This is a genomic window from Enterobacter sp. KB-221C9 (genome assembly GCF_041320715.1).
Classification (GTDB): Bacteria; Pseudomonadota; Gammaproteobacteria; order Enterobacterales; family Enterobacteriaceae; genus Enterobacter; species Enterobacter asburiae_D.
The window spans coordinates 88,876-110,295 of record NZ_JBGIWG010000011.1 but is presented as its reverse complement, the minus strand read 5'-3'; the positions used below and the strand labels follow the sequence as shown (position 1 = coordinate 110,295).

16 protein-coding genes are annotated in these 21,420 nt (G+C 57.2%); 8 read left to right on the top strand and 8 right to left on the bottom strand.

Features of this window, described 5'->3' with window-relative positions; all coding sequences use genetic code 11:
* Nucleotides 1–162 precede the first annotated feature (162 nt).
* From feoA to feoC, 3 genes are read left to right on the top strand one after another with little or no spacing between them, the layout of a single operon-like run.
* Nucleotides 163–390, top strand: a complete 228-nt coding sequence (gene feoA / locus AB8846_RS16770; protein WP_008503050.1) for a ferrous iron transporter A — start codon at nt 163–165, stop codon at nt 388–390.
* Nucleotides 391–420: 30 nt separating this feature from the next.
* Nucleotides 421–2,739, top strand: a complete 2,319-nt coding sequence (feoB, locus tag AB8846_RS16765) for a Fe(2+) transporter permease subunit FeoB (RefSeq protein ID WP_370733212.1) — start codon at nt 421–423, stop codon at nt 2,737–2,739.
* Nucleotides 2,740–2,749: 10 nt separating this feature from the next.
* The gene (feoC, locus tag AB8846_RS16760) at nt 2,750–2,986 is read left to right on the top strand and encodes a [Fe-S]-dependent transcriptional repressor FeoC (protein ID WP_024907906.1); all 237 of its coding nucleotides are present in this window, start codon (nt 2,750–2,752) and stop codon (nt 2,984–2,986) included.
* Nucleotides 2,987–3,019: 33 nt separating this feature from the next.
* Here the strand turns inward: feoC and AB8846_RS16755 are convergent, their stop codons facing one another.
* Together AB8846_RS16755 and bioH are read right to left on the bottom strand one after the other, a co-directional pair.
* Nucleotides 3,020–3,289 (bottom strand): YdgH/BhsA/McbA-like domain containing protein, encoded by a 270-nt coding sequence (locus tag AB8846_RS16755; protein WP_048226350.1) that lies wholly within the window; start codon nt 3,287–3,289, stop codon nt 3,020–3,022.
* Nucleotides 3,290–3,400: 111 nt separating this feature from the next.
* The gene (gene bioH / locus AB8846_RS16750) at nt 3,401–4,174 is read right to left on the bottom strand and encodes a pimeloyl-ACP methyl ester esterase BioH (RefSeq protein WP_370733211.1); all 774 of its coding nucleotides are present in this window, start codon (nt 4,172–4,174) and stop codon (nt 3,401–3,403) included.
* Nucleotides 4,175–4,210: 36 nt separating this feature from the next.
* Between bioH and gntX the strand changes: the two genes are divergently transcribed.
* The 3 genes from gntX to gntT all read left to right on the top strand — a co-directional run bounded on the left by gntX (nt 4,211) and on the right by gntT (nt 7,211).
* Nucleotides 4,211–4,894, top strand: a complete 684-nt coding sequence (gene gntX / locus AB8846_RS16745; RefSeq protein WP_370733210.1) for a DNA utilization protein GntX — start codon at nt 4,211–4,213, stop codon at nt 4,892–4,894.
* A 61-nt stretch (nt 4,895–4,955) separates the two neighbouring features.
* Nucleotides 4,956–5,531: a Fe-S biogenesis protein NfuA gene (gene nfuA, locus AB8846_RS16740; RefSeq protein WP_029742206.1), complete on the top strand. Its 576-nt coding sequence runs from the start codon at nt 4,956–4,958 to the stop codon at nt 5,529–5,531.
* A 363-nt stretch (nt 5,532–5,894) separates the two neighbouring features.
* Nucleotides 5,895–7,211 carry a gluconate transporter gene (gntT, locus tag AB8846_RS16735; protein ID WP_121426130.1) on the top strand — a complete coding sequence of 439 codons (1,317 nt, stop codon included), beginning with the start codon at nt 5,895–5,897 and terminating at the stop codon, nt 7,209–7,211.
* An 89-nt stretch (nt 7,212–7,300) separates the two neighbouring features.
* Here gntT and malQ read toward each other — a convergent pair whose 3' ends face one another.
* Nucleotides 7,301–9,379, bottom strand: coding sequence for a 4-alpha-glucanotransferase (gene malQ, locus AB8846_RS16730; RefSeq protein WP_331411090.1), 2,079 nt, complete (start codon nt 9,377–9,379; stop codon nt 7,301–7,303).
* A gap of 9 nt (nt 9,380–9,388) precedes the next feature.
* Entirely contained in the window at nt 9,389–11,782 is a 2,394-nt protein-coding gene (gene malP / locus AB8846_RS16725; RefSeq protein ID WP_063144252.1) for a maltodextrin phosphorylase, read from the bottom strand.
* A 586-nt stretch (nt 11,783–12,368) separates the two neighbouring features.
* On the opposite strand from malP, the gene malT reads away from it, so the two are divergent.
* A complete protein-coding gene (malT, locus tag AB8846_RS16720) occupies nt 12,369–15,074 on the top strand; it encodes an HTH-type transcriptional regulator MalT (RefSeq protein ID WP_331411088.1) in 2,706 nt (901 codons plus the stop codon).
* Nucleotides 15,075–15,136: 62 nt separating this feature from the next.
* Here the strand turns inward: malT and AB8846_RS16715 are convergent, their stop codons facing one another.
* Genes AB8846_RS16715 through glpE form a run of 3 tightly spaced genes read right to left on the bottom strand, consistent with a single transcriptional unit; the run spans nt 15,137 to nt 17,122 of the window.
* Complete coding sequence (locus AB8846_RS16715) at nt 15,137–15,895, bottom strand: DeoR/GlpR family transcriptional regulator (RefSeq protein WP_008503060.1); 759 nt, start codon at nt 15,893–15,895, stop codon at nt 15,137–15,139.
* A 16-nt stretch (nt 15,896–15,911) separates the two neighbouring features.
* Entirely contained in the window at nt 15,912–16,742 is an 831-nt protein-coding gene (gene glpG, locus AB8846_RS16710) for a rhomboid family intramembrane serine protease GlpG (RefSeq protein WP_331411087.1), read from the bottom strand.
* A gap of 47 nt (nt 16,743–16,789) precedes the next feature.
* A complete protein-coding gene (gene glpE, locus AB8846_RS16705) occupies nt 16,790–17,122 on the bottom strand; it encodes a thiosulfate sulfurtransferase GlpE (RefSeq protein WP_006177908.1) in 333 nt (110 codons plus the stop codon).
* Between the two features lie 250 nt (nt 17,123–17,372).
* Between glpE and glpD the strand changes: the two genes are divergently transcribed.
* The gene (glpD, locus tag AB8846_RS16700) at nt 17,373–18,881 is read left to right on the top strand and encodes a glycerol-3-phosphate dehydrogenase (protein ID WP_032662239.1); all 1,509 of its coding nucleotides are present in this window, start codon (nt 17,373–17,375) and stop codon (nt 18,879–18,881) included.
* An 88-nt stretch (nt 18,882–18,969) separates the two neighbouring features.
* Here glpD and glgP read toward each other — a convergent pair whose 3' ends face one another.
* Nucleotides 18,970–21,417: a glycogen phosphorylase gene (gene glgP, locus AB8846_RS16695; RefSeq protein ID WP_029740650.1), complete on the bottom strand. Its 2,448-nt coding sequence runs from the start codon at nt 21,415–21,417 to the stop codon at nt 18,970–18,972.
* Nucleotides 21,418–21,420 lie beyond the last annotated feature (3 nt).

Sequence of the window (21,420 nt, the reverse complement as noted above, 5' to 3'; positions counted from 1 at the left end):
CTTTTCGTTTTCCCGGCATTTCAGCAAATATTGAGCAAGGTCAAAAAGGCCGTAAATTAATACCGCAAACAACATTCCGTCACAGTTTTAATATTGCTGATAAAAACTATTCTCATTATCATCGCATAGTAGATAATTTAACCTTTCGTGGAATCAGGCGTTATGCAATTCACTCCAGACAGTGCATGGAAGATTACCGGTTTTACCCGCGAAATTAGCCCGGCCTATCGGCAAAAGCTGCTGTCGCTGGGCATGCTGCCCGGCTCGTCATTCCAGGTCGTGCGCGTGGCGCCGCTAGGTGACCCGGTTCACATCGAAACCCGCCGCGTGAATCTGGTACTGCGTAAGAAAGACCTCGCGTTAATAGAAGTCGAAGCCTTATCCCGATAACAAGCCAGCGGTTTCAGTGAGTCTAAAAAAATGAAAAAGTTAACTATTGGCTTAATTGGTAATCCTAATTCCGGCAAGACCACGCTTTTTAACCAGCTGACCGGAGCGCGCCAGCGCGTAGGCAACTGGGCGGGCGTGACGGTTGAGCGTAAAGAGGGCCAGTTCACGACAACAGACAGCCAAGTGACGCTGGTTGACCTTCCCGGCACCTACTCCTTAACCACCATTTCGTCGCAAACCTCGCTCGATGAGCAGATCGCCTGCCACTATATTCTTGGCGGCGAGGCGGACCTGCTGATCAACGTGGTCGACGCCTCCAACCTCGAGCGTAACCTTTATCTGACGCTGCAGCTGCTGGAGCTTGGGATCCCCTGCATCGTGGCGCTCAACATGCTCGACATTGCGGAGAAACAAAAGCTGCGCATCGACGTCGATGCCCTCTCCGCGCGCCTGGGGTGCCCGGTCGTTCCGCTGGTCTCGACGCGCGCTCGCGGTATTGACGCGCTGAAGCTGGCCATTGACCGTCACGCGGGTAATCGCGACATCGAGCTGGTGCATTACGCGCAGCCTCTCCTGCGCGAAGCCAATGTGCTGGCGCAGGAAATGGACAACAGCATGCCTGCGAAACAGCGTCTGTGGCTCGGCCTGCAGATGCTTGAAGGGGATATCTACAGCCGCGCCTACGCCGGGCATGCGGCAGATAAGCTGGACGCGACGGTAGCCCGTCTTAGCGACGAGCTGGACGACCCGGCGCTGCACATCGCCGATGCGCGTTACCAGGCCATCGCATCGATTTGCGACGTTGTCAGCAACGCCCTGACGGCAGAACCCAGCCGCTTTACGGCGGCGGTGGATAAGATCGTGCTTAACCGCTTCCTCGGTTTGCCCATCTTCCTGCTGGTGATGTACGTGATGTTCCTGCTCGCCATTAACATCGGTGGCGCACTCCAGCCCATTTTCGACGCCGGTTCCGTCGCGGTCTTCGTACACGGTATTCAGTGGGTGGGTTACACCCTGCACTTCCCGGAATGGTTAACTATCTTCCTCGCGCAGGGGATCGGCGGCGGTATCAACACCGTTCTGCCTCTGGTGCCGCAGATCGGCATGATGTATCTATTCCTCTCGTTCCTGGAAGATTCCGGCTACATGGCGCGCGCCGCGTTCGTGATGGATCGTCTGATGCAGGCGCTGGGCCTGCCGGGTAAATCCTTCGTCCCGCTGATTGTCGGCTTCGGCTGTAACGTGCCGTCGGTGATGGGCGCGCGCACCCTGGATGCGCCGCGTGAACGTCTGATGACCATCATGATGGCGCCGTTTATGTCCTGCGGTGCCCGTCTGGCAATCTTTGCGGTCTTTGCCGCAGCCTTCTTTGGTCAGCAGGGCGCGCTGGCGGTCTTCTCGCTGTATGTGCTGGGCATCGTGATGGCGATCCTCACCGGTCTGATGCTGAAGCACACCATCATGCGCGGTGAAGCGTCACCGTTTGTGATGGAGCTGCCGGTGTATCACGTGCCGCATCTGAAAAGCCTGGCGATCCAGACCTGGCAGCGCCTGAAAGGCTTTGTGCTGCGCGCCGGTAAGGTGATTGTCATCGTCAGCATTTTCCTGAGCGCGCTGAACAGCTTCACCCTCAACGGGCAGGCGGCAGATAACATCAACGACTCTGCTCTCGCCTCCGTCAGCCGCGTCATCACGCCGATCTTCAAACCGATTGGCGTACATGAGGATAACTGGCAGGCAACCGTCGGGCTGTTCACCGGAGCAATGGCGAAAGAGGTGGTTGTCGGCACCCTGAACACGCTTTACACCGCTGAGAACATTCAGGAACAGGAATTTAATCCGGCAGAGTTTCATCTCGGTCATGAACTGCTGGGTGCCGTAGAGGAGACCTGGCAGAGCCTGAAAGACACCTTCAGCCTGAGCGTGCTGGCGAACCCCATTGAGGCGAGCAAAGGCGACGGCGAAATGGCGACGGGTGCCATGGGCGTGATGGGCGAGAAATTTGGCAGCGCGTCCGCGGCCTACAGCTACCTCATCTTTGTTCTGCTCTACATTCCGTGCATCTCCGTGATGGGGGCGATTGCCCGCGAGTCCAGCCGCGGCTGGATGGGCTTCTCCATCCTGTGGGGGTTAAACATTGCGTACTCGCTGTCGACGCTCTTTTATCAAACCGTTAACTTCAGCCAGCATCCGCGCTACAGCCTGGTCTGCATTCTCGCGGTTGTGCTGTTTAACGTGATCGTGCTCGGTCTGCTGCGGCGGGCACGCAGCCGCGTCGACATCGACCTGCTGGCAAACCGCAAAACTGCCGCCACCTGCTGCAGCAGCCCGGCGGGCGACTGTCACTAAGGAGCACACCATGGCATCGTTGATTCAGGTTCGTGACCTGCTGGCACTGCAAGGGCGGATGGAGGCGAAACAGCTGAGCCTCAGCCTGCATACGCCGCAGCCGATGATCGATGCCATGCTGGAAAGACTGGAAGCCATGGGGAAAGCCGTGCGGATTCAGGAAGACGCGGACGGCTGCCTCTCCGGCAGTTGTAAAAGCTGTCCGGAAGGAAAGGCCTGCCTCAGGGAGTGGTGGGCACTGCGTTAATCAAGCCAGGCATCGCTGCCTGGCTTTGTCGTATTACTTGTAGACGTCCGCCGTTGCGCGTACGTTTTTGGTCTGCTTTTCAGCGCTGGTGACGACGTAGTACGTTCCGCCCAGCTCATCCGCTTTCTTCGACAGCTCTTTTCTCGCGTCCATCGGCGCGGTGGTGTCAGACGTAGTAATCTCACCAATTTTCGTCAGATTCATGCCGGCAACTTTATCTTTTTCCAGCTCTTTTGCCGCAAAGACGCCAAATGACAGTGACCCAATAACCAGAGAAGTGACAATACCTGTAACAAGTTTCATAACCTGACTCTCCATAGGATTGTTGTTTTGATTATCGTAGGCTGAACAACCGCAACGACATCTGGAGTATGGTTGCGGTGTGTTACTTTTTCCAGGCTGGATAGAAAATAATCAGTCTAAACGTTGACTTAACGCAATGAGCGCTGAACAAAACTCCGTCGGATGGGAGATAAACGGGGCATGTGCGGCTTTGGCAACGATCAGCGATTCGCTGTCCGGCCAGAGCGAATCCAGCAGCGGAACCACTTTGCGCGGCACAATCCCGTCGAGGTAACCGTAGATACGCAGGTGCGGCACCGTCAGCGCGGCCAGCGGCTCGCGCAGGTCAACCGTTTTCAGGAGCTCAAGACCCCCGTTAAGCACCTCAACCTCCGGCATCGGCAGTGAAAGCACGGTCTGCTTCAACGTTCGGGCATCCTTACGCGCGGTATCAGTGCCCATTGTCTGCAATGCCAGGAACCGCTCTACGGTCCGCTGAAAATCTTCGCTCAGCTGCTGCTGGAAGCCCGCCAGCACGTCAGGTTTGATCCCTGGCCACGCGTCCTGCGCGCTAAAACAGGGTGACGACGCCACCGTTACCAGGGCTTGTACGCGATCAGGCCGCGACAGTGCAATCTGGCTCGCCACCAGCCCGCCCAGGCTCCAGCCCAGCCAGACCGCGTTTTGCGGCGCTGCGTCCAGCACCTGCTGCGCCATCTCATCAAGCGATAACGCGCCAAAACCGCGGCTGCGGCCAAAGCCGGGTAAATCCACCAGATGCAGTGTGAAATGCGAGGCAAGTTCCTCACGTATGCAATGCCATATCTCCGCATTCAGGCCCCATCCGTGCAGCAGCACAAGATGGCAATTTCCTGTCCCTACGGTCTGCCACCACAGCGTCTTCATCGGTTACTGTTCTCTTTTTTCACATGGAGGTTGCACATGCTAACAGTACCTGGGTTGTGCTGGCTATGCAGAATGCCGCTGGCGCTCAGCGGGTGGGGCGTCTGCTCCGTCTGCACGCGATCGCTGGAATGGCGTATCGGGACCTGTCCACAATGTGGTTTACCGGCCACAAATCCCGCTTTGCCCTGTGGCCGTTGCCTGAAAAAATCCCCGCCGTGGAGCGCGCTGGTGGCCGTGGATGATTATGTTCCCCCGCTGAGCAGGCTGATTCACGCGCTGAAGTTTTCCGGACAGAGCTCGCTGGCCCAGCCCCTTGCCCGCCTGCTATTGCTGGCGGTTTTTCAGGCACGGCGTCAGCGCGCGCTGCCGAAAATCGACATGGTGGTGAATGTCCCCCTATACCGGCGTCGGCACTGGCGGCGCGGCTATAACCAGAGTGACCTGATCTGCCGCCCCCTCGCGCGGTGGCTCGGCTGTCGGTATGAGGCCAGCGCGCTTACACGTGTTCATGCCACCGCCATTCAGCATCAGCTCAGCGCCCGGCTTCGCAAAAGAAACCTCAAAAATGCCTTTCGCCTTGAATTGCCGGTCGACGGTCTCCATATCGCGATTGTGGATGATGTCGTCACCACGGGCAGTACCGTTGCTGAACTTTCCCGACTGCTTTTGCGAAGCGGCGCCGCGTCGGTTCAGGTATGGTGTCTGTGCCGTACCTTGTAGCCCTTCTTCAATGGGCGTATGATTATACCCAGGTAATTTAGTCAACTATTAGGCCAAAGCTATGATCCGTATTTCCGATTCTGCACAAGCGCACTTTGCCAAACTGCTGGCAAATCAGGAAGAAGGGACGCAGATCCGCGTGTTTGTGATTAATCCAGGCACTCCGAATGCAGAATGTGGTGTTTCTTATTGTCCTCCGGACGCTGTGGAAGCGACTGACACTGCCCTTAAATTTGAACAGCTCACCGCCTACGTTGATGAGCTGAGCGCACCGTATCTTGAAGATGCGGAGATCGACTTCGTCACCGATCAGCTGGGTTCTCAGCTGACCCTGAAAGCGCCGAACGCGAAAATGCGTAAAGTGTCTGACGATGCCCCGCTGATGGAGCGCGTTGAGTATCTGCTGCAATCCCAGATCAACCCACAGCTGGCGGGCCACGGCGGCCGTGTAACCCTGATGGAAATCACGGAAGACGGTCTGGCGATCCTGCAGTTCGGCGGCGGCTGTAACGGCTGTTCGATGGTCGACGTGACCCTGAAGGAAGGGATCGAGAAGCAGCTGCTGAACGAGTTCCCGGAACTGAAAGGCGTGCGTGACCTGACCGAGCACCAGCGCGGCGAGCACTCTTACTACTAATTCAGTATCCGTCTGTATTGCCCGGTGGCGCTGCGCTTACCGGGCCTACAAAAACAGTCTGCACGAATCGTATGCCGGGTATGGCGAAGCCGCCACCCGGCTTTTGTTTTCCCGCCGCTCCCCCTCTATATGTTGACCTGCGTCTCATAATTCACATTTAGCCTCCCAGGGTGATTCTCAATCACATCATGTTACCCGTATCATTCTCGTGGGCACTAAGCACACTCATAACAGCCGACTAAACTTAACGGTTTCCAAGGCATCAGTATTAGTGCCGTTAACACTCTGTTCCCAGTTGGGACAATCGGAATTTGTCGTTGAAACAATGACGTTACCCATAACAATTCAAAGGCCAGGTAAATCATGCCATTAGTCATCGTTGCTATCGGTGTTGTGTTATTACTGCTCTTGATGATCCGCTTCAAGCTGAACGGGTTTATCGCTCTGGTTCTGGTGGCACTTGCAGTCGGTCTGATGCAAGGGATGCCGCTGGTTAAGGTTATTAGCTCCATTAAAGCCGGCGTCGGCGGTACGCTCGGCAGCCTGGCGCTGATCATGGGCTTCGGCGCCATGCTCGGCAAAATGCTGGCGGACTGCGGCGGCGCGCAGCGTATTGCCACCACCCTGATTGCCAAATTCGGTAAACAGCACATTCAGTGGGCCGTGGTGTTAACCGGTTTTACCGTCGGTTTCGCGCTGTTCTATGAAGTGGGCTTCGTGCTGATGCTGCCGCTGGTGTTCACCATCGCGGCCGCGGCAAACATCCCGCTGCTGTATGTCGGTGTACCAATGGCTGCGGCGCTGTCCGTGACCCACGGCTTCCTGCCGCCGCACCCGGGCCCAACCGCTATCGCGACGATCTTCCACGCGGATATGGGTAAAACCCTGCTGTTCGGTACGATTCTGGCGATCCCGACGGTGATTCTGGCCGGCCCGGTTTATGCCCGCTTCCTGAAAGGCATTGATAAGCCGATCCCGGAAGGCCTGTACAGCGCCAAAACCTTCACCGAAGAAGAGATGCCTGGCTTTGGCGTCAGCGTCTGGACCTCTCTGGTACCGGTGATCCTGATGGCGATGCGTGCCGTAGCGGAGATGATCCTGCCGAAAGGTCATGCGTTCCTGTCCGTTGCGGAATTCCTGGGTGACCCGGTGATGGCCACGCTGATTGCGGTGCTGATCGCGATGTTCACCTTCGGTCTGAACCGCGGTCGTTCAATGGATCAGATCAACGACACGCTGACCTCTTCCATCAAAATCATTGCCATGATGCTTCTGATCATCGGCGGCGGCGGTGCGTTCAAGCAGGTTCTGGTCGACAGCGGCGTGGACAAATACATCGCTGCCATGATGCATGAAACCAACGTGTCGCCGCTCCTGATGGCCTGGTCTATTGCTGCCGTTCTGCGTATTGCGCTGGGTTCTGCAACCGTTGCGGCGATTACGGCAGGCGGTATCGTTGCCCCGCTGATTGCGACCACGGGCGTAAGCCCTGAGCTGATGGTTATCGCCGTCGGTTCCGGTAGCGTGATTTTCTCTCACGTTAACGACCCTGGCTTCTGGCTGTTCAAGGAGTACTTCAACCTGACGATCGGTGAAACCATCAAGTCCTGGTCCGCGCTGGAAACCATTATTTCGGTGTGCGGTCTGGTCGGGGTGCTGCTGTTGAATATGGTGGTTTGATGTAATAAGTCGGGTGGCGGCTACGCCTTACCCGACCTACATGAGCGCTACCGGATAATAAAAAAACCCGCCACTGGCGGGTTTTTTTATCACTTCTTCGCGGCTGCTTTTCGCCGCTTATCCAAATCCTTAATCAGCCTGTTCACCCCGTCATCGGCAAACATCTTCTCAAGCGTTGTGGACAGCTTGCGGCGCCAGTTTTTGTACTGATAGCTGGTGCCCGGAATGTTCACCGGCTCCGCCATATCAATCCAGTCTTCCGGCTGCAGGCCCAGCAGGGCGCTGTTGCTGTCGGCAATATAGCGCTGCAGGCCGCGATTGAGGGTAGCGGTCATCGACATTAATGACGCCTTATGTCCGGCACGTTTCGGCAGACAGCCCTGCTTGTGCAGCGCATCCAGCAACCCCTGTTTCGAGAGCTCGCGATCCTGATACAGGCCGCGTAAAACCTCTTCATCAGGATACAGGCCCAGCGTTTTGCCGAGCGTCAGATCGCCGCTTTCCCAATAGCCACGAAGCGTAGGAAGGTCATGCGTCGTCGCGACTGCCATTGACTGTTCAGGGTACGCTTTCGGCGCGCGGAAGGTTTTCTCATGGTCGTTTTCAAAATAGAGCACTTTATAGGAGTAGACGCCGCTGTCGCGGAGCTTGCTGACAATTTCCACCGGCACGGTACCGAGATCTTCACCGATCACCATGCACTGGTGACGCTTACTTTCCAGCGCCAGGATCGACAGCAGATCGTCAACCGGGTACTGCACGTACGCCCCGTGATCGGCCGTTTCACCGTACGGGATCCACCACAGGCGCAGCACGGACATCACGTGGTCGATACGCAGCGCGCCGCAGTTCTGCATGTTCGCGCGCAGCAGGTCGATAAACGGCTCGTAGGCGCGCGCTGCCATGACGTGCGGATCCATCGGCGGCAATCCCCAGTTCTGACCGAGCGGGCCAAGGATATCCGGTGGCGCCCCCACGGACGCTTTCAGACAGTAAAGTTCACGGTCGCACCAGGTTTCCGCGCCGCCTTCAGCCACACCCACGGCCAGGTCACGATACAGGCCGATCGGCATCTTATAGCCCTGGCTTACCTGCCAGCAGGCGGCAAACTGGCTGTACGCCAGCCACTGCAGCCACAGGTAGAAATCCACTTCATCGGCATATTTTTTACAGAACGCTTTCACTTCAGGCGTGTCGACGGATTGATACGCGTCAGGCCAGACCGGCCAGCCCCAGCGCATTTCGTCCTCTTTCACCTGATACGCGTGCAGCGCATCAAACGCCGCCTGCCAGTACAGGCTCTCGCCCTCCTGCGTCACAAACTGGCGGAACGCGGCCATCTGCTCGTCGTCACGCTGCGAAAAGCCTTTCCACGCCAGACGCAGCGCGGCCATTTTCAGCGCCGTGACGGTGGAATAGTCCACCCAGTCTGCGTCACGCGCCTGCTTGAGAGCCTGCTGCGTGGTGCTGAGTTTCCACCACGCCTGCGCCTCTTTGCTGTTTTTGAAGTCATCTAACGCGTTAACGTCGATATAAATCACGTTCAGCCAGCGGCGGGACGACGGGCTATACGGGCTGGCGCTCTCCGGGTTGGCCGGATAAAGCGCGTGGATCGGGTTGAGGCCGATGAACGCGCCGCCGCGCTCGCCCACGGAAGCCAGCATCTTTTTCAGATCGCCAAAATCACCGATGCCCCAGTTGCTGTCGGAACGCAGCGTGTAGAGCTGCACGCAGGCGCCCCACAGCTTTTTGCCTTCGAGCAGCGCCTGCGGCTCGTAGCAGCGTTTTGGCGCGACGATCACCCGGCAGTGGAAACGCAGGTCATCCTGGGTAAGCGTGAGGGTGTGATACCCCTCCGGCAGCTTCGCCGGAAGGTTTAACGTTTTGCCGCCGGTGGCGTGGCCTTTGTGCTGATGCCCCTCTTCGGTGGTAAGCAGCCAGCTAAACTCGCCGCGCCCCTCCACCGCCAGCGGCATCTTTTTGCCTGCGGTGAAAACCTTCACGTTCGGCACCGGCGCAACCGACGCTTTCGCGTCGGTTTTGTGCATGGCATCCAGCAAACGTCTTTTGGTGTCGGCGCCAATAGACTGCGGTTTGCCGTGAGCATTAATGTAACTGAGGCTGATCCCCGCCGCCTGCGCGGCGCTGTCCAGACGTTTACTCTCCATCGCGCTTCCTTAGCGTTTTGCCTGCCAGATACGGGCCTGATAATCACGGATTGAACGGTCAGAGCTGAACATACCGCAGCGGGCGGTGTTCAGGATGCACGCGCGGGTCCACGCGTCCTGGTCACGATACAGCACGTCGACCTGCTTTTGCGCTTCGACATAGGCCGTGAAGTCCGCCATTACCAGATACGGGTCACCGCCGTGTTTGTCCATGCTGTGCAGCATCTGGTCAAACGCGTGCTTGTCGCCGTCGCTGTATTTACCGCTTTCCAGCTCCTTCAGCACCGCATCGAGCACTTTGTCTTTCTTACGCCATTTCACCGGGTCATAGCCTTTGGCCTTGATGGCTTTCACCTCTTCCACGGTATGGCCAAAGATAAAGATATTCTCTTCACCGACCTTCTCGGCGATTTCGACGTTTGCCCCGTCGAGCGTACCAACGGTCAGCGCGCCGTTCAGCGCCAGCTTCATGTTGCCGGTACCGGACGCTTCTTTCCCCGCAGTCGAGATCTGCTCAGAGATATCCGCCGCCGGGATCAGCATTTCAGCCGCCGAGACGCAGTAATCCGGCAGGAACACGACCTTCAGCTTGTCGCCCACTTTCGGATCGCTGTTGATCGCCGCCGCCACTTTATTAATGGCGAGGATAATGTTTTTCGCCAGGTAGTAGCCCGGCGCCGCTTTCGCACCGAACAGGAACACGCGCGGCACGCGATCGGCCTGCGGGTTCTCGCGGATCTCTTTGTACAGCGCCAGAATGTGCAGCAGGTTCAGATGCTGACGTTTGTACTCGTGCAGACGTTTGATCTGGATATCGAAAATGGCATTCGGGTTGATCTCAATCCCGGTACGCACTTTCACAAACTCCGCCAGGCGAACCTTGTTCTCCAGCTTGATCGCGCGGTATTGCTCGCGGAATTTCGCGTCGTCAGCCTGTTTTTCCAGGTTGATGAGCTGGTCCAGATCGTTGGCCCACTCTTTCTTCAGGGTCTTGTCCAGCAGGCCAGCCAGCAGCGGGTTGCACTGCTTGATCCAGCGACGCGGCGTGATGCCGTTGGTCACGTTGTGGAATTTGGTCGGCCACAGCTGGTGGTATTCCGGGAACAGATCTTTCACCACCAGATCCGAGTGCAGCGCCGCCACGCCGTTCACCGCAAAGCCGCTGACCACGCACATGTTCGCCATGCGTACCTGCTTATCGTGAACCACCGCCAGCTTCGCCCAGACCGCTTTGTTGCCCGGCCAGGTTTTATCCACCAGGGTTTTAAACTGGTCGTTAATCTTGTTGATGATCTGCATGTGGCGCGGCAGCAGCGTTTTCACCAGCTTCTCATCCCAGCACTCGAGCGCTTCTGGCATCAGGGTGTGGTTGGTGTAGGCAAAGGTGCGGCTGGTGATGGCCCAGGCGTCATCCCAGCTCAGCTGATGCTCGTCGATCAGCACGCGCAGCAGTTCCGGGATGGCAATAGTCGGGTGCGTGTCGTTGAGCTGAATCACTTCGAAGTCCGGCAGCTGCGCCAGCTTGCGGCCCGCCAGGTGATGGCGACGCAGAATGTCCGCCACGGAGCACGCGCACTGGAAGTACTGCTGCATCAGGCGCAGCTTTTTACCCGCCAGGTGGTTGTCGTTCGGGTAGAGGACTTTGGTCAGCTTCTCGGCGTCGATGCCCTGCTGCTCGGCGCGCAGGAAATCGCCGTCGTTGAATTTGGTCAGGTTAAACGGATGCGCGTGCTTCGCCTGCCACAGACGCAGCGGCTGCGCCACGCCGTTACGGTAGCCGAGCACCGGCAGATCCCATGCTTCACCGGTAATGGTGAACGCCGGTTCCCAGAGCCCCTGCTTGGTGACTTTCCCGCCAATGCCGACCTGCACATCCAGCTGCGCATTGTGGCGGAACCACGGATAGGTATTGCGATGCCAGTCGTCCGGTGCTTCCATCTGATGGCCATCGGCAAACGACTGACGGAACAGGCCGTACTGATAGTTCAGACCATAGCCGATCGCCGACTGGCCGACGGTCGCCATGGAGTCCAGGAAACAGGCCGCCAGACGTCCCAGGCCGCCGTTGCCCAGCGCCGGGTCAGTCTCTTCTTCCAGCAGGTCGGTCAGGTTAATGTCGTGTTCTTTCAGCACATCGCCGACGTCCTGATACCAGCCGAGGTTCAACAGGTTGTTGCCCGTCAGACGGCCAATCAGGAATTCCATTGAAATGTAGTTTACATGACGCTGGTTCTTCACCGGCTTTGCCAAAGGCTGAGCATCCAGCTGTTCTGCGAGCGCACCGCTCACTGCCTGCCACCACTGGTGAGGCGTCATTTCGTTTGCAGCATGAAGGCCAAAACGCTGCCACTGACGCGTCAGGGCAGCCTGGAATTGAGCTTTGTTGAAGGTAGGCTGTGACATAGGGGATCGGCATCCTTTAGAAAGAAAACACAAGTTGGCGCTAGTGTGCCTGGCTCATTTCACCTCTTCCTCCTCCCGTGGGGGATTAGACAGGGAGGAGTAGCGGGGATGAGCAGAAAAGTGTGATCAAGGCCACTCTCAGAGCATAGTTCGAGTGTGCCCTGAAGATAAAAAAGTAACCACTGAGAATGTCAAAGAAATGAAATATGGTTTCGGGTGAAATTAAAACCCGCTGAAATAATTACTTACGTAGAATAATATTTCTGCAATCGGGTAATAACTAAGGAGATTGTTAATCTCCCTTAACTTTACCCTGACTTTATTAAATTTGACGTCACTATCCCTTTCTGAAACCAGTTTCAGCGCAGCGGTAGCGAATACAGACAAGCCAGCAGTGACGCGGCGTTAAGCCCCTTTCGAGAAAGTTCCAACATCTGTCTGAATGTTTTGTGACAGAGTGCAAATTCAGAACCACAAAACCCAGACATAACTTGCAATAGTTCCCTTTCTGGCCGACCTTATATCGTATTAATTACGAAGCGCAAAAAAAATAAAATCTCTCGTTCCCCACAGTGAAGTGAAACCTATGTTGATTCCGTCTAAATTAAGTCGCCCGGTTCGTCTTGACCATACAGTGGTCCGCGAGCGTCTGTTGGCTAAACTTTCCGGCGCGCATAATTTCCGACTGGCGCTGGTTACGAGCCCTGCTGGCTATGGAAAAACAACGCTCATTTCGCAATGGGCCGCGGGTAAAAGCGATCTCGGCTGGTACTCCCTCGACGAGGGCGATAACCAGCAAGAGCGCTTTGCGAGCTATCTGATTGCCGCTATTCAGCAGGCAACCCATGGACACTGCGTCGCCAGTGAGGTGATGGTGCAAAAGCGCCAGTACGCCAGCCTGTCCTCCCTTTTCTCTCAGCTGTTTATCGAACTGGCCGAATGGCATCGCCCGCTTTACGTGGTGATTGATGATTACCATCTCATCACTAACCCGGTGATTCATGAGTCGATGCGTTTCTTCCTGCGCCATCAGCCGGAAAACCTGACCTTAGTCGTGCTGTCACGCAACCTGCCGCAGCTGGGTATTGCCAACCTGCGCGTGCGCGATCAGCTTCTGGAAGTAGGCAGCCAGCAGCTGGCCTTTACCCACCAGGAAGCGAAACAGTTCTTTGACTGCCGCCTGACATCACCGATTGAGGCCGCCGAAAGCAGCCGCCTGTGTGATGACGTTGCCGGCTGGGCCACGGCGCTGCAGCTTATCGCGCTCTCTGCCCGGCAAAACAACAGTCCGGCGCATCAGTCTGCGCGGCGCCTGGCGGGCATCAACGCCAGCCACCTTTCTGACTACCTCGTGGATGAGGTGCTGGACAGCGTCGATCCCTCGACGCGTAATTTCCTGCTGAAAAGCTCCCTGCTGCGTTCCATGAACGATGCGCTCATCGTGCGCGTGACGGGCTGTGAAAACGGTCAGCTGCAGCTCGAAGAGATTGAACGTCAGGGCCTTTTCCTGACGCGCATGGACGATCCGGGCGAGTGGTTTAGCTATCACCCGCTGTTTGGCAGCTTCCTGCGCCAGCGCTGTCAGTGGGAACTGGCGGTTGAACTGCCGGAGATTCACCGCGCCGCGGCCGAAAGCTGGATGGCACAAGGCTTCCCGAGCGAGGCCATCCACCACGCGCTGGCCGCCGGTGATGCCAGCATGCTGCGCGATATCCTTCTCAACCACGCGTGGGGCCTGTTTAACCACAGCGAGCTGTCGCTGCTGGAAGAGTCTCTCAAAGCCCTGCCGTGGGAAAGCCTGCTGGAGAACCCGCGTCTGGTGCTGCTGCAGGCCTGGCTGATGCAGAGTCAGCATCGCTACAGCGAAGTTAACACCCTGCTGGCGCGCGCCGAGCAGGAGATGGAAAGCGAAATGGATACCACCCTGCACGGCGAGTTCAACGCGCTGCGTGCTCAGGTGGCCATTAACGCTGGTGACCCGGAAGAAGCTGAACGGCTGGCGATGGTCGCGCTGGATGAACTGCCGCTGGCTAACTTCTACAGCCGCATCGTGGCGACCTCGGTACACGGCGAGGTTCTGCACTGTAAAGGCGACCTCACGCGTTCGCTTTCACTGATGCAGCAAACCGAACAGATGGCGCGCCGTCATGATGTCTGGCATTACGCGCTGTGGAGCCTGATCCAACAGAGCGAGATTTTATTCGCGCAGGGGTTCCTGCAGGCCGCCTGGGAAAACCAGGAAAAAGCGTTCCAGCTGATTCGTGATCAGCACCTGGAACAGCTGCCGATGCACGAGTTCCTGTTGCGTATTCGCGCTCAGCTGCTGTGGGCATGGTCGCGTCTCGATGAAGCGGAAAGCTGCGCCCGCCAGGGTGTGGATGTCCTTTCCAGCTTCCAGCCTCAGCAGCAGCTGCAGTGTCTGGCGCTGCTGGTGCAATGCTCGCTGGCGCGCGGCGATCTCGATAACGCCCGCAACCATCTGAACCGCCTGGAGAACCTGCTCGGCAACGGTCAGTATCATAGCGACTGGGTCTCCAACGCCGATAAGGTCCGGGTGATTTACTGGCAGATGACCGGCGATAAAAAATCCGCCGCCAACTGGCTGCGTCAGACGCCAAAACCAGAATTTGCGAACAACCACTTCCTGCAGAGCCAGTGGCGCAACATTGCCCGCGCGCAGATCCTGCTCGGTGAATTAGAGCCCGCTGAGATTGTGCTGGAGGAGCTGAACGAGAACGCGCGCAGCCTGCGCCTGATGAGCGACCTGAACCGCAACCTGCTGCTGCTGAACCAGCTCTACTGGCAGGCGGGTCGTAAAAACGATGCCCAGCGCGTGCTGCTGGAAGCGCTGCAGCTGGCTAACCGCACCGGGTTTATCAGCCACTTTGTGATTGAAGGTGAAGTGATGGCGCAGCAGCTGCGTCAGCTTATTCAGCTCAACACGCTGCCGGAGCTGGATCAGCATCGCGCCCAGCGTATTCTGCGCGAGATTAACCAGCACCATCGGCACAAGTTCGCGCACTTTGATGAGAACTTCGTTGAACGTCTGCTGAACCACCCGGAAGTGCCGGAGCTTATCCGCACCAGCCCGCTCACCCAGCGCGAATGGCAGGTTCTGGGGCTGATCTATTCAGGCTACAGCAACGAGCAGATTGCCGGTGAGCTTGCGGTGGCGGCGACCACCATCAAAACGCATATCCGCAATTTGTATCAGAAGCTGGGTGTGGCGCATCGACAGGATGCGGTGCAGCATGCGCAGCAATTGTTGAAGATGATGGGGTATGGGGTTTAGGTTTTGTGCGGCCTGATGCCCTCACCCCGGCCCTCTCCCACAGGGAGAGGGAGAACGGCTTTTCAACACAACTCTAACTGCAAATTATTATCCTTAATCACCTGCATCACGCCCGCCGGCGGCATCACGTCGGTATAGACCGCGTCCACCATGCTGATGCTGCCCATGTTCACCATCGCGTTACGGCCAAACTTCGAATGGTCCACCACCAGCATCACGTGGCGTGAGTTTTCAATAATCGCGCGCTTGGTGCGCACCTCGTGATAATCGAACTCCAGCAGCGAGCCGTCGCTGTCGATGCCGCTAATCCCCAGAATGCCGAAGTCCAGGCGGAACTGAGAGATAAAATCGAGGGTCGCTTCACCGATAATCCCGCCGTCGCGGCTGCGCAGTTCGCCACCCGCGAGGATGATGCGGAAGTCGTCTTTCTGCATCAGGGTATTGGCCACGTTCAGGTTGTTGGTGACCACGCGCAGGTTCTCGTGATCCAGCAGCGCATGGGCCACCGCTTCCGGCGTGGTGCCGATATCAATAAACAGCGTCGCCCCGTTCGGGATCTGGCTGGCGACCTTGCGGGCAATCCGCTCTTTCTCTGCCGTCTGCGTGGCTTTACGGTCGTGCCAGGAGGTATTGACCGAACTGGACGGCAGCGCCGCCCCGCCGTGGTGGCGAAGAATGCGGTTCTGATCGGCCAGGTCGTTCAGGTCACGACGGATGGTTTGTGGGCTGACGGCAAACTGCTCCACCAGCTCTTCGGTGCTGACGTATCCCTGTTTTTTTACCAGTTCGATAATAGCGTCATGACGTTGTGTTTGTTTCATCAATTATCCCTGAGAATTATGTTCGTTTTCGCGCATGGAGCGTGTCGGCAAACGCCATCGCCAGCCCCACGGCCAGCCCGGCGACGTGTGCACCGTTGGCGATAGACATACCAAACAGATCAAACCATCCGGCAATTAGCCATATTAACGCAAAGGTTATTAATCCGCGTTGCAGATAGATGCCGCTTTCCGGATCGCGCTCCCCGCGAAGCCAGACATAGCCCATCAGGGCATACACAACGCCCGACAGCCCGCCGAACCACGGTCCGCTGAACTTGTGCTGCACATAGCCGCTCAGCAGGGCGCTGATAAGGGTGATAACGATCAGCTTGCCGCTGCCCAGACGCTTTTCAACGGCACCACCGAGATACCACCACCAGAGCAGGTTAAAGAGGATATGCATCACCGAGAAGTGCATCAGCGCGTGGCTAAAGTAGCGCCAGACGTCAAGCTCAAGAGACGGGTCATAGGGCCAGGCCAGGGCAATCATCACGCTCTGGTCGCCCACCACGTTCATAATAATGAAGACGATAATGCAGGCCGCCATCAGCAGCAGCGTAAACGGGCCCGCGCGTTCGCGGAGGGTGGCAAGGAAGGGAAAACGGCTGTAGTGCAATCCGCTGTCGGTCTGGCCGGACTGCCAGCTGGCCGCCAGATAGCGCGGGTCGCCGGGATTCTCAAGAAAACGCGCCAGCTCTTCGTTTACGCGCGCGGCCTGGCTCTCGTCGGCCAGCCAGACGTCGGTCTGGTTATGTTGCTGAATGGTCAGAATAACGCCCTGCGTCGCCATATAGTCGACAAACGCCTGGGCGACGCGCGGGTTGGTAAAAGAGGTGATCATCAACATGGGCAGCGGTCGCTTATTTCCACACAAAAGGGGACAGTATAGCGGGATCAGCGCTCAAAAGCGTATTCCACTTCTGCCGGGAAATGACGATGCCAGGCATCGAAGCCGCCGTCGACGCTGTACACCGCGTCGTAGCCCTGCTGAAGCAGATACTGCGCCGCGCCTTTGCTGCTGTTGCCGTGGTAGCACATGACCATAACCGGCGTCTCGAAGTCGTTATCGCGCATAAACGCGCCCAGCGTGTCGTTAGTGAGATGGAACGCGCCCGGCGTGTGGCCCATCGCAAAACTCTGCGGATCGCGGATGTCCACCAGCACCGCTTTTCCCTGGTGCATCTTCTGGTGGGCTTCTTCTACGTTAATACATTCAAACTGATCCATGGTGTTCTCTTTCTGTTGTTCAGGTTGGGTGCGCTCTGATGCCCTCACCCCAGCCCTCTCCCACAGGGAGAGGGAGAAAAGTTAGTCGCACTATTTTACCCCGTAGTGTACGTCCTGGCGGCGGGTAAACGCCATTATGTTATCCATATCACTCTAAATTGTTTTTTTGATGTTACCAAAAGCGCGTTCTTTTGCTATTATGAGCGATATCGAACATTTATGAGCTTTAACGAAAGTGCATGAGGGTGTTATGGAAACCAAAGATCTGATTGTGATAGGCGGTGGCATCAACGGTGCCGGTATTGCGGTCGATGCCGCAGGACGCGGTTTATCCGTACTGATGCTGGAAGCTAACGATCTCGCCTGCGCGACGTCGTCCGCCAGCTCCAAACTGATTCACGGTGGCCTGCGCTACCTGGAACACTACGAATTCCGCCTGGTCAGTGAAGCGCTGGCCGAACGTGAAGTGCTGCTGAAAATGGCGCCGCATCTGGCTATTCCGATGCGCTTCCGCCTGCCCCATCGCCCGCATCTGCGTCCGGCGTGGATGATCCGAATTGGTCTGTTTATGTACGATCATCTGGGTAAACGCACCAGCCTCCCGGGTTCGAAAGGTTTGCGTTTTGGCTCAGAATCGGTCCTTAAGCCTGAAATCGTGCGCGGTTTCGAATATTCCGACTGCTGGGTGGACGATGCACGCCTGGTGCTGGCGAATGCCCAGATGGTCGAGAAGAAAGGCGGTGAGGTGAAAACCCGCACCCGCGCGACCGCTGCCCGTCGTGAAAACGGCCTGTGGATTGTAGAAGCGGAAGACATCGATACCGGCGAAAAATTCAGCTGGAAAGCGCGCGGCCTGGTGAACGCTACCGGCCCGTGGGTGAAGCAGTTCTTCGACGACGGTATGCATCTGCCTTCGCCGTACGGCATTCGCCTGATCAAGGGCAGCCACATTGTGGTGCCGCGCGTGCATACGCAGAAGCAGGCCTACATCCTGCAGAACGAAGACAAGCGCATCGTGTTTGTAATCCCATGGATGGACGAATTCTCGATCATCGGTACCACCGACGTGGAGTACAAAGGCGATCCGAAGAACGTCGAGATCGACGAGAGCGAAGTGAACTACCTGCTCAAAGTGTATAACGCGCACTTTAAGAAACAGCTGTCGCGCGATGACGTGGTCTGGACCTACTCCGGCGTGCGTCCGCTGTGCGATGACGAGTCTGACTCACCGCAGGCGATTACCCGCGACTATACGCTCGATATTCACGACGTTGACGGCCAGGCGCCGCTGCTTTCCGTGTTTGGCGGCAAGCTGACCACCTACCGCAAGCTGGCCGAGCACGCGCTGGAGAAACTGGCGCCGTACTATAAAGGCATTGGCCCGGCATGGACCAAAGGCGCGGTACTGCCCGGCGGTGATATCGGCGATAACCGCGATGATTACGCCGCGAAGCTGCGCCGCCGCTTCCCGTTCATCACCGAAGGAATGGCGCGCCACTATGCCCGCACCTACGGCAGCAATACCGAGCTGTTCCTGGGCGATGCGAAGGACATTGCGGATCTGGGCGAGCATTTTGGCCACGAGTTATACGAAGCCGAGCTGCGCTACCTGGTTGAGCACGAGTGGGTTCGTCGTCTGGATGATGCTATCTGGCGTCGTACCAAAGAAGGGATGTGGCTCAACGCCGAGCAGCAGTCTCGCGTGGCGCAGTGGTTGCTGCAAAATGCGGGAAAGCGTGAATTGTCACTCGCGTCGTAATTAGAAAAAATGCCCGGTGGCGCTGCGCTTACCGGGCCTACGGGATCGAGTAGGCCGGGTAAGGCGAAGCCGCCACCCGGCTTTGTTTTTACAACCTCACCGGATCAATATGCCAGATCGTCTCGGCATACTCCTTGATGGTTCTGTCAGATGAGAAATACCCCATGTTAGCGATGTTATACATCGCGGCGCTGGTCCACTTCTCCTGCTGACGATACAGTTCGTCCACCTTATCCTGACAGTCCACGTAGCTGCGATAATCCGCCAGTACCTGGTAGTGATCGCCAAAGTTAATCAGCGAATCCACCAGATCGCGATAACGGCTCGGTTCATCCGGGCTAAATACGCCGGTCGCGATCTGCGTCAGCACCTGGCGTAACTCTTCATCCTCTTCGTAATATTGACGGGGCGAGTAGCCTTTCCTGCGCAGCGCCTCCACCTCTTCCGTCGTATTACCGAAGATAAAGATATTTTCTTCGCCCACGTGCTCCAGCATCTCGACATTCGCCCCGTCAAGCGTACCAATGGTCAGCGCACCGTTAAGGGCAAACTTCATGTTACTGGTGCCGGATGCTTCCGTACCCGCCGTAGAAATCTGCTCAGAGAGATCCGCCGCCGGGATGATCATCTGCGCCAGGCTGACGCTGTAGTTCGGAATGAACACCACCTTCAGCTTGTCGCCAATATCCGGATCCTGGTTGACCACCTTCGCCACATCGTTGATGAGATGAATGATGTGCTTCGCCATGTAGTAGGCAGAAGCCGCCTTACCGGCGAAGATCTTCACGCGCGGCACCCATTCGGCCGTTGGATCGGCCTTGATGCGGTTGTAATGGGTGATCACGTGCAGCACGTTCATCAGCTGACGCTTGTATTCGTGGATGCGTTTGATCTGAACGTCGAACAGCGCTTTCGGGTTTGCCACCACGTTGAGGTGCATCGCCAGCCAGACCGCCAGACGCTTTTTGTTCAGCAGCTTGGCTTCGCGCACGGCTTTGTTCACCGTCGGGAAATCAATATGCTGTTCCAGCTCGCTCAGCTGGCTCAAATCGGTACGCCAGGTACGGCCGATATTCTCGTCCAGCACCTCAGAGAGCGGCTGGTTGGCCAGCGCCAGCCAGCGGCGCGGCGTGACGCCGTTGGTCACGTTGCAGAACCGCGTCGGGAAGATCTTCGCGAAGTCCGCAAACAGCGACTGCACCATCAGGTTCGAGTGGAGCTCGGACACCCCGTTGACCTTGTGGCTGATGACGACCGCCAGCCAGGCCATGCGCACGCGTCGACCGTTTGATTCATCAATGATGGACGCGCGGCTCAGCAGCCCGGTATCGTTCGGGTACTGCTCCTGCAGCGTCTTCAGGAAGTAGTCGTTAATCTCAAAGATAATCTGCAGATGGCGCGGCAGGATTTTGCCGAGCATGTCCACCGGCCACGTTTCCAGCGCTTCGCTCATCAGCGTGTGGTTGGTGTAGGAGAACACCTGACAGGTCACTTCAAACGCGTCATCCCAGCTGAACTTATGCTCGTCGATGAGCAGGCGCATCAGTTCCGGAATGGAGAGCACCGGGTGGGTGTCGTTAAGGTGGATTGCGGTTTTCTCCGCCAGGTTGGCGTAGGTTTTGTGCAGCTGATGGTGGCGGCTGAGGATATCCTGAATCGTCGAGGAGACGAGGAAATACTCCTGACGCAGGCGCAGCTCGCGACCGGAATAGGTCGAGTCATCCGGGTACAGCACGCGGGACACGTTCTCGGAGTGGTTTTTATCTTCCACCGCCGCAAAGTAGTCACCCTGGTTGAATTTACCGAGGTTAATTTCGCTACTGGCCTGAGCGCTCCACAGGCGCAGCGTGTTGGTGGCATCGGTGTCATAGCCGGGGATAATCTGGTCGTAGGCCACGGCAAGGATCTCTTCCGTTTCTACCCAGCGGGATTTTTTGCCTTCCTGCTGGATACGCCCGCCAAAGCGCACCTTGTAGCGCGTATTGTGGCGCTTGAACTCCCACGGGTTGCCGTACTCCAGCCAGTAGTCCGGCGACTCTTTCTGGCGCCCATCGACGATGTTCTGTTTGAACATACCGTAGTCGTAGCGAATACCGTAGCCGCGGCCCGGCAGCGCCAGCGTCGCCAGCGAGTCGAGAAAGCAGGCGGCGAGACGCCCCAGGCCGCCGTTTCCGAGGCCCGGGTCGTTCTCTTCGTCGATCAGTTCTTCTAAATCTAACCCCATCTCTTCCAGGGCGGTCTTGACGTCGTCATAAATACCGAGCGACAACAGCGCGTTGGACAGCGTGCGGCCAATCAAAAATTCCATCGACAGGTAGTAAACCTGACGCGTTTCCTGCGAGAGCTGGGCGCGGTTTGAGCGCAGCCAGCGTTCCACTAAACGGTCACGCACCGCAAACAGGGTGGCGTTCAGCCACTCGTGTTTGTTGGCAATAACCGGATCTTTCCCGATGGTGAACATCAGCTTGTAGGCGATGGAGTGCTTTAACGCCTCAACGCTGAGCGTGGGTGAAGAGTAGCTAAATGGAGCGTTCATATC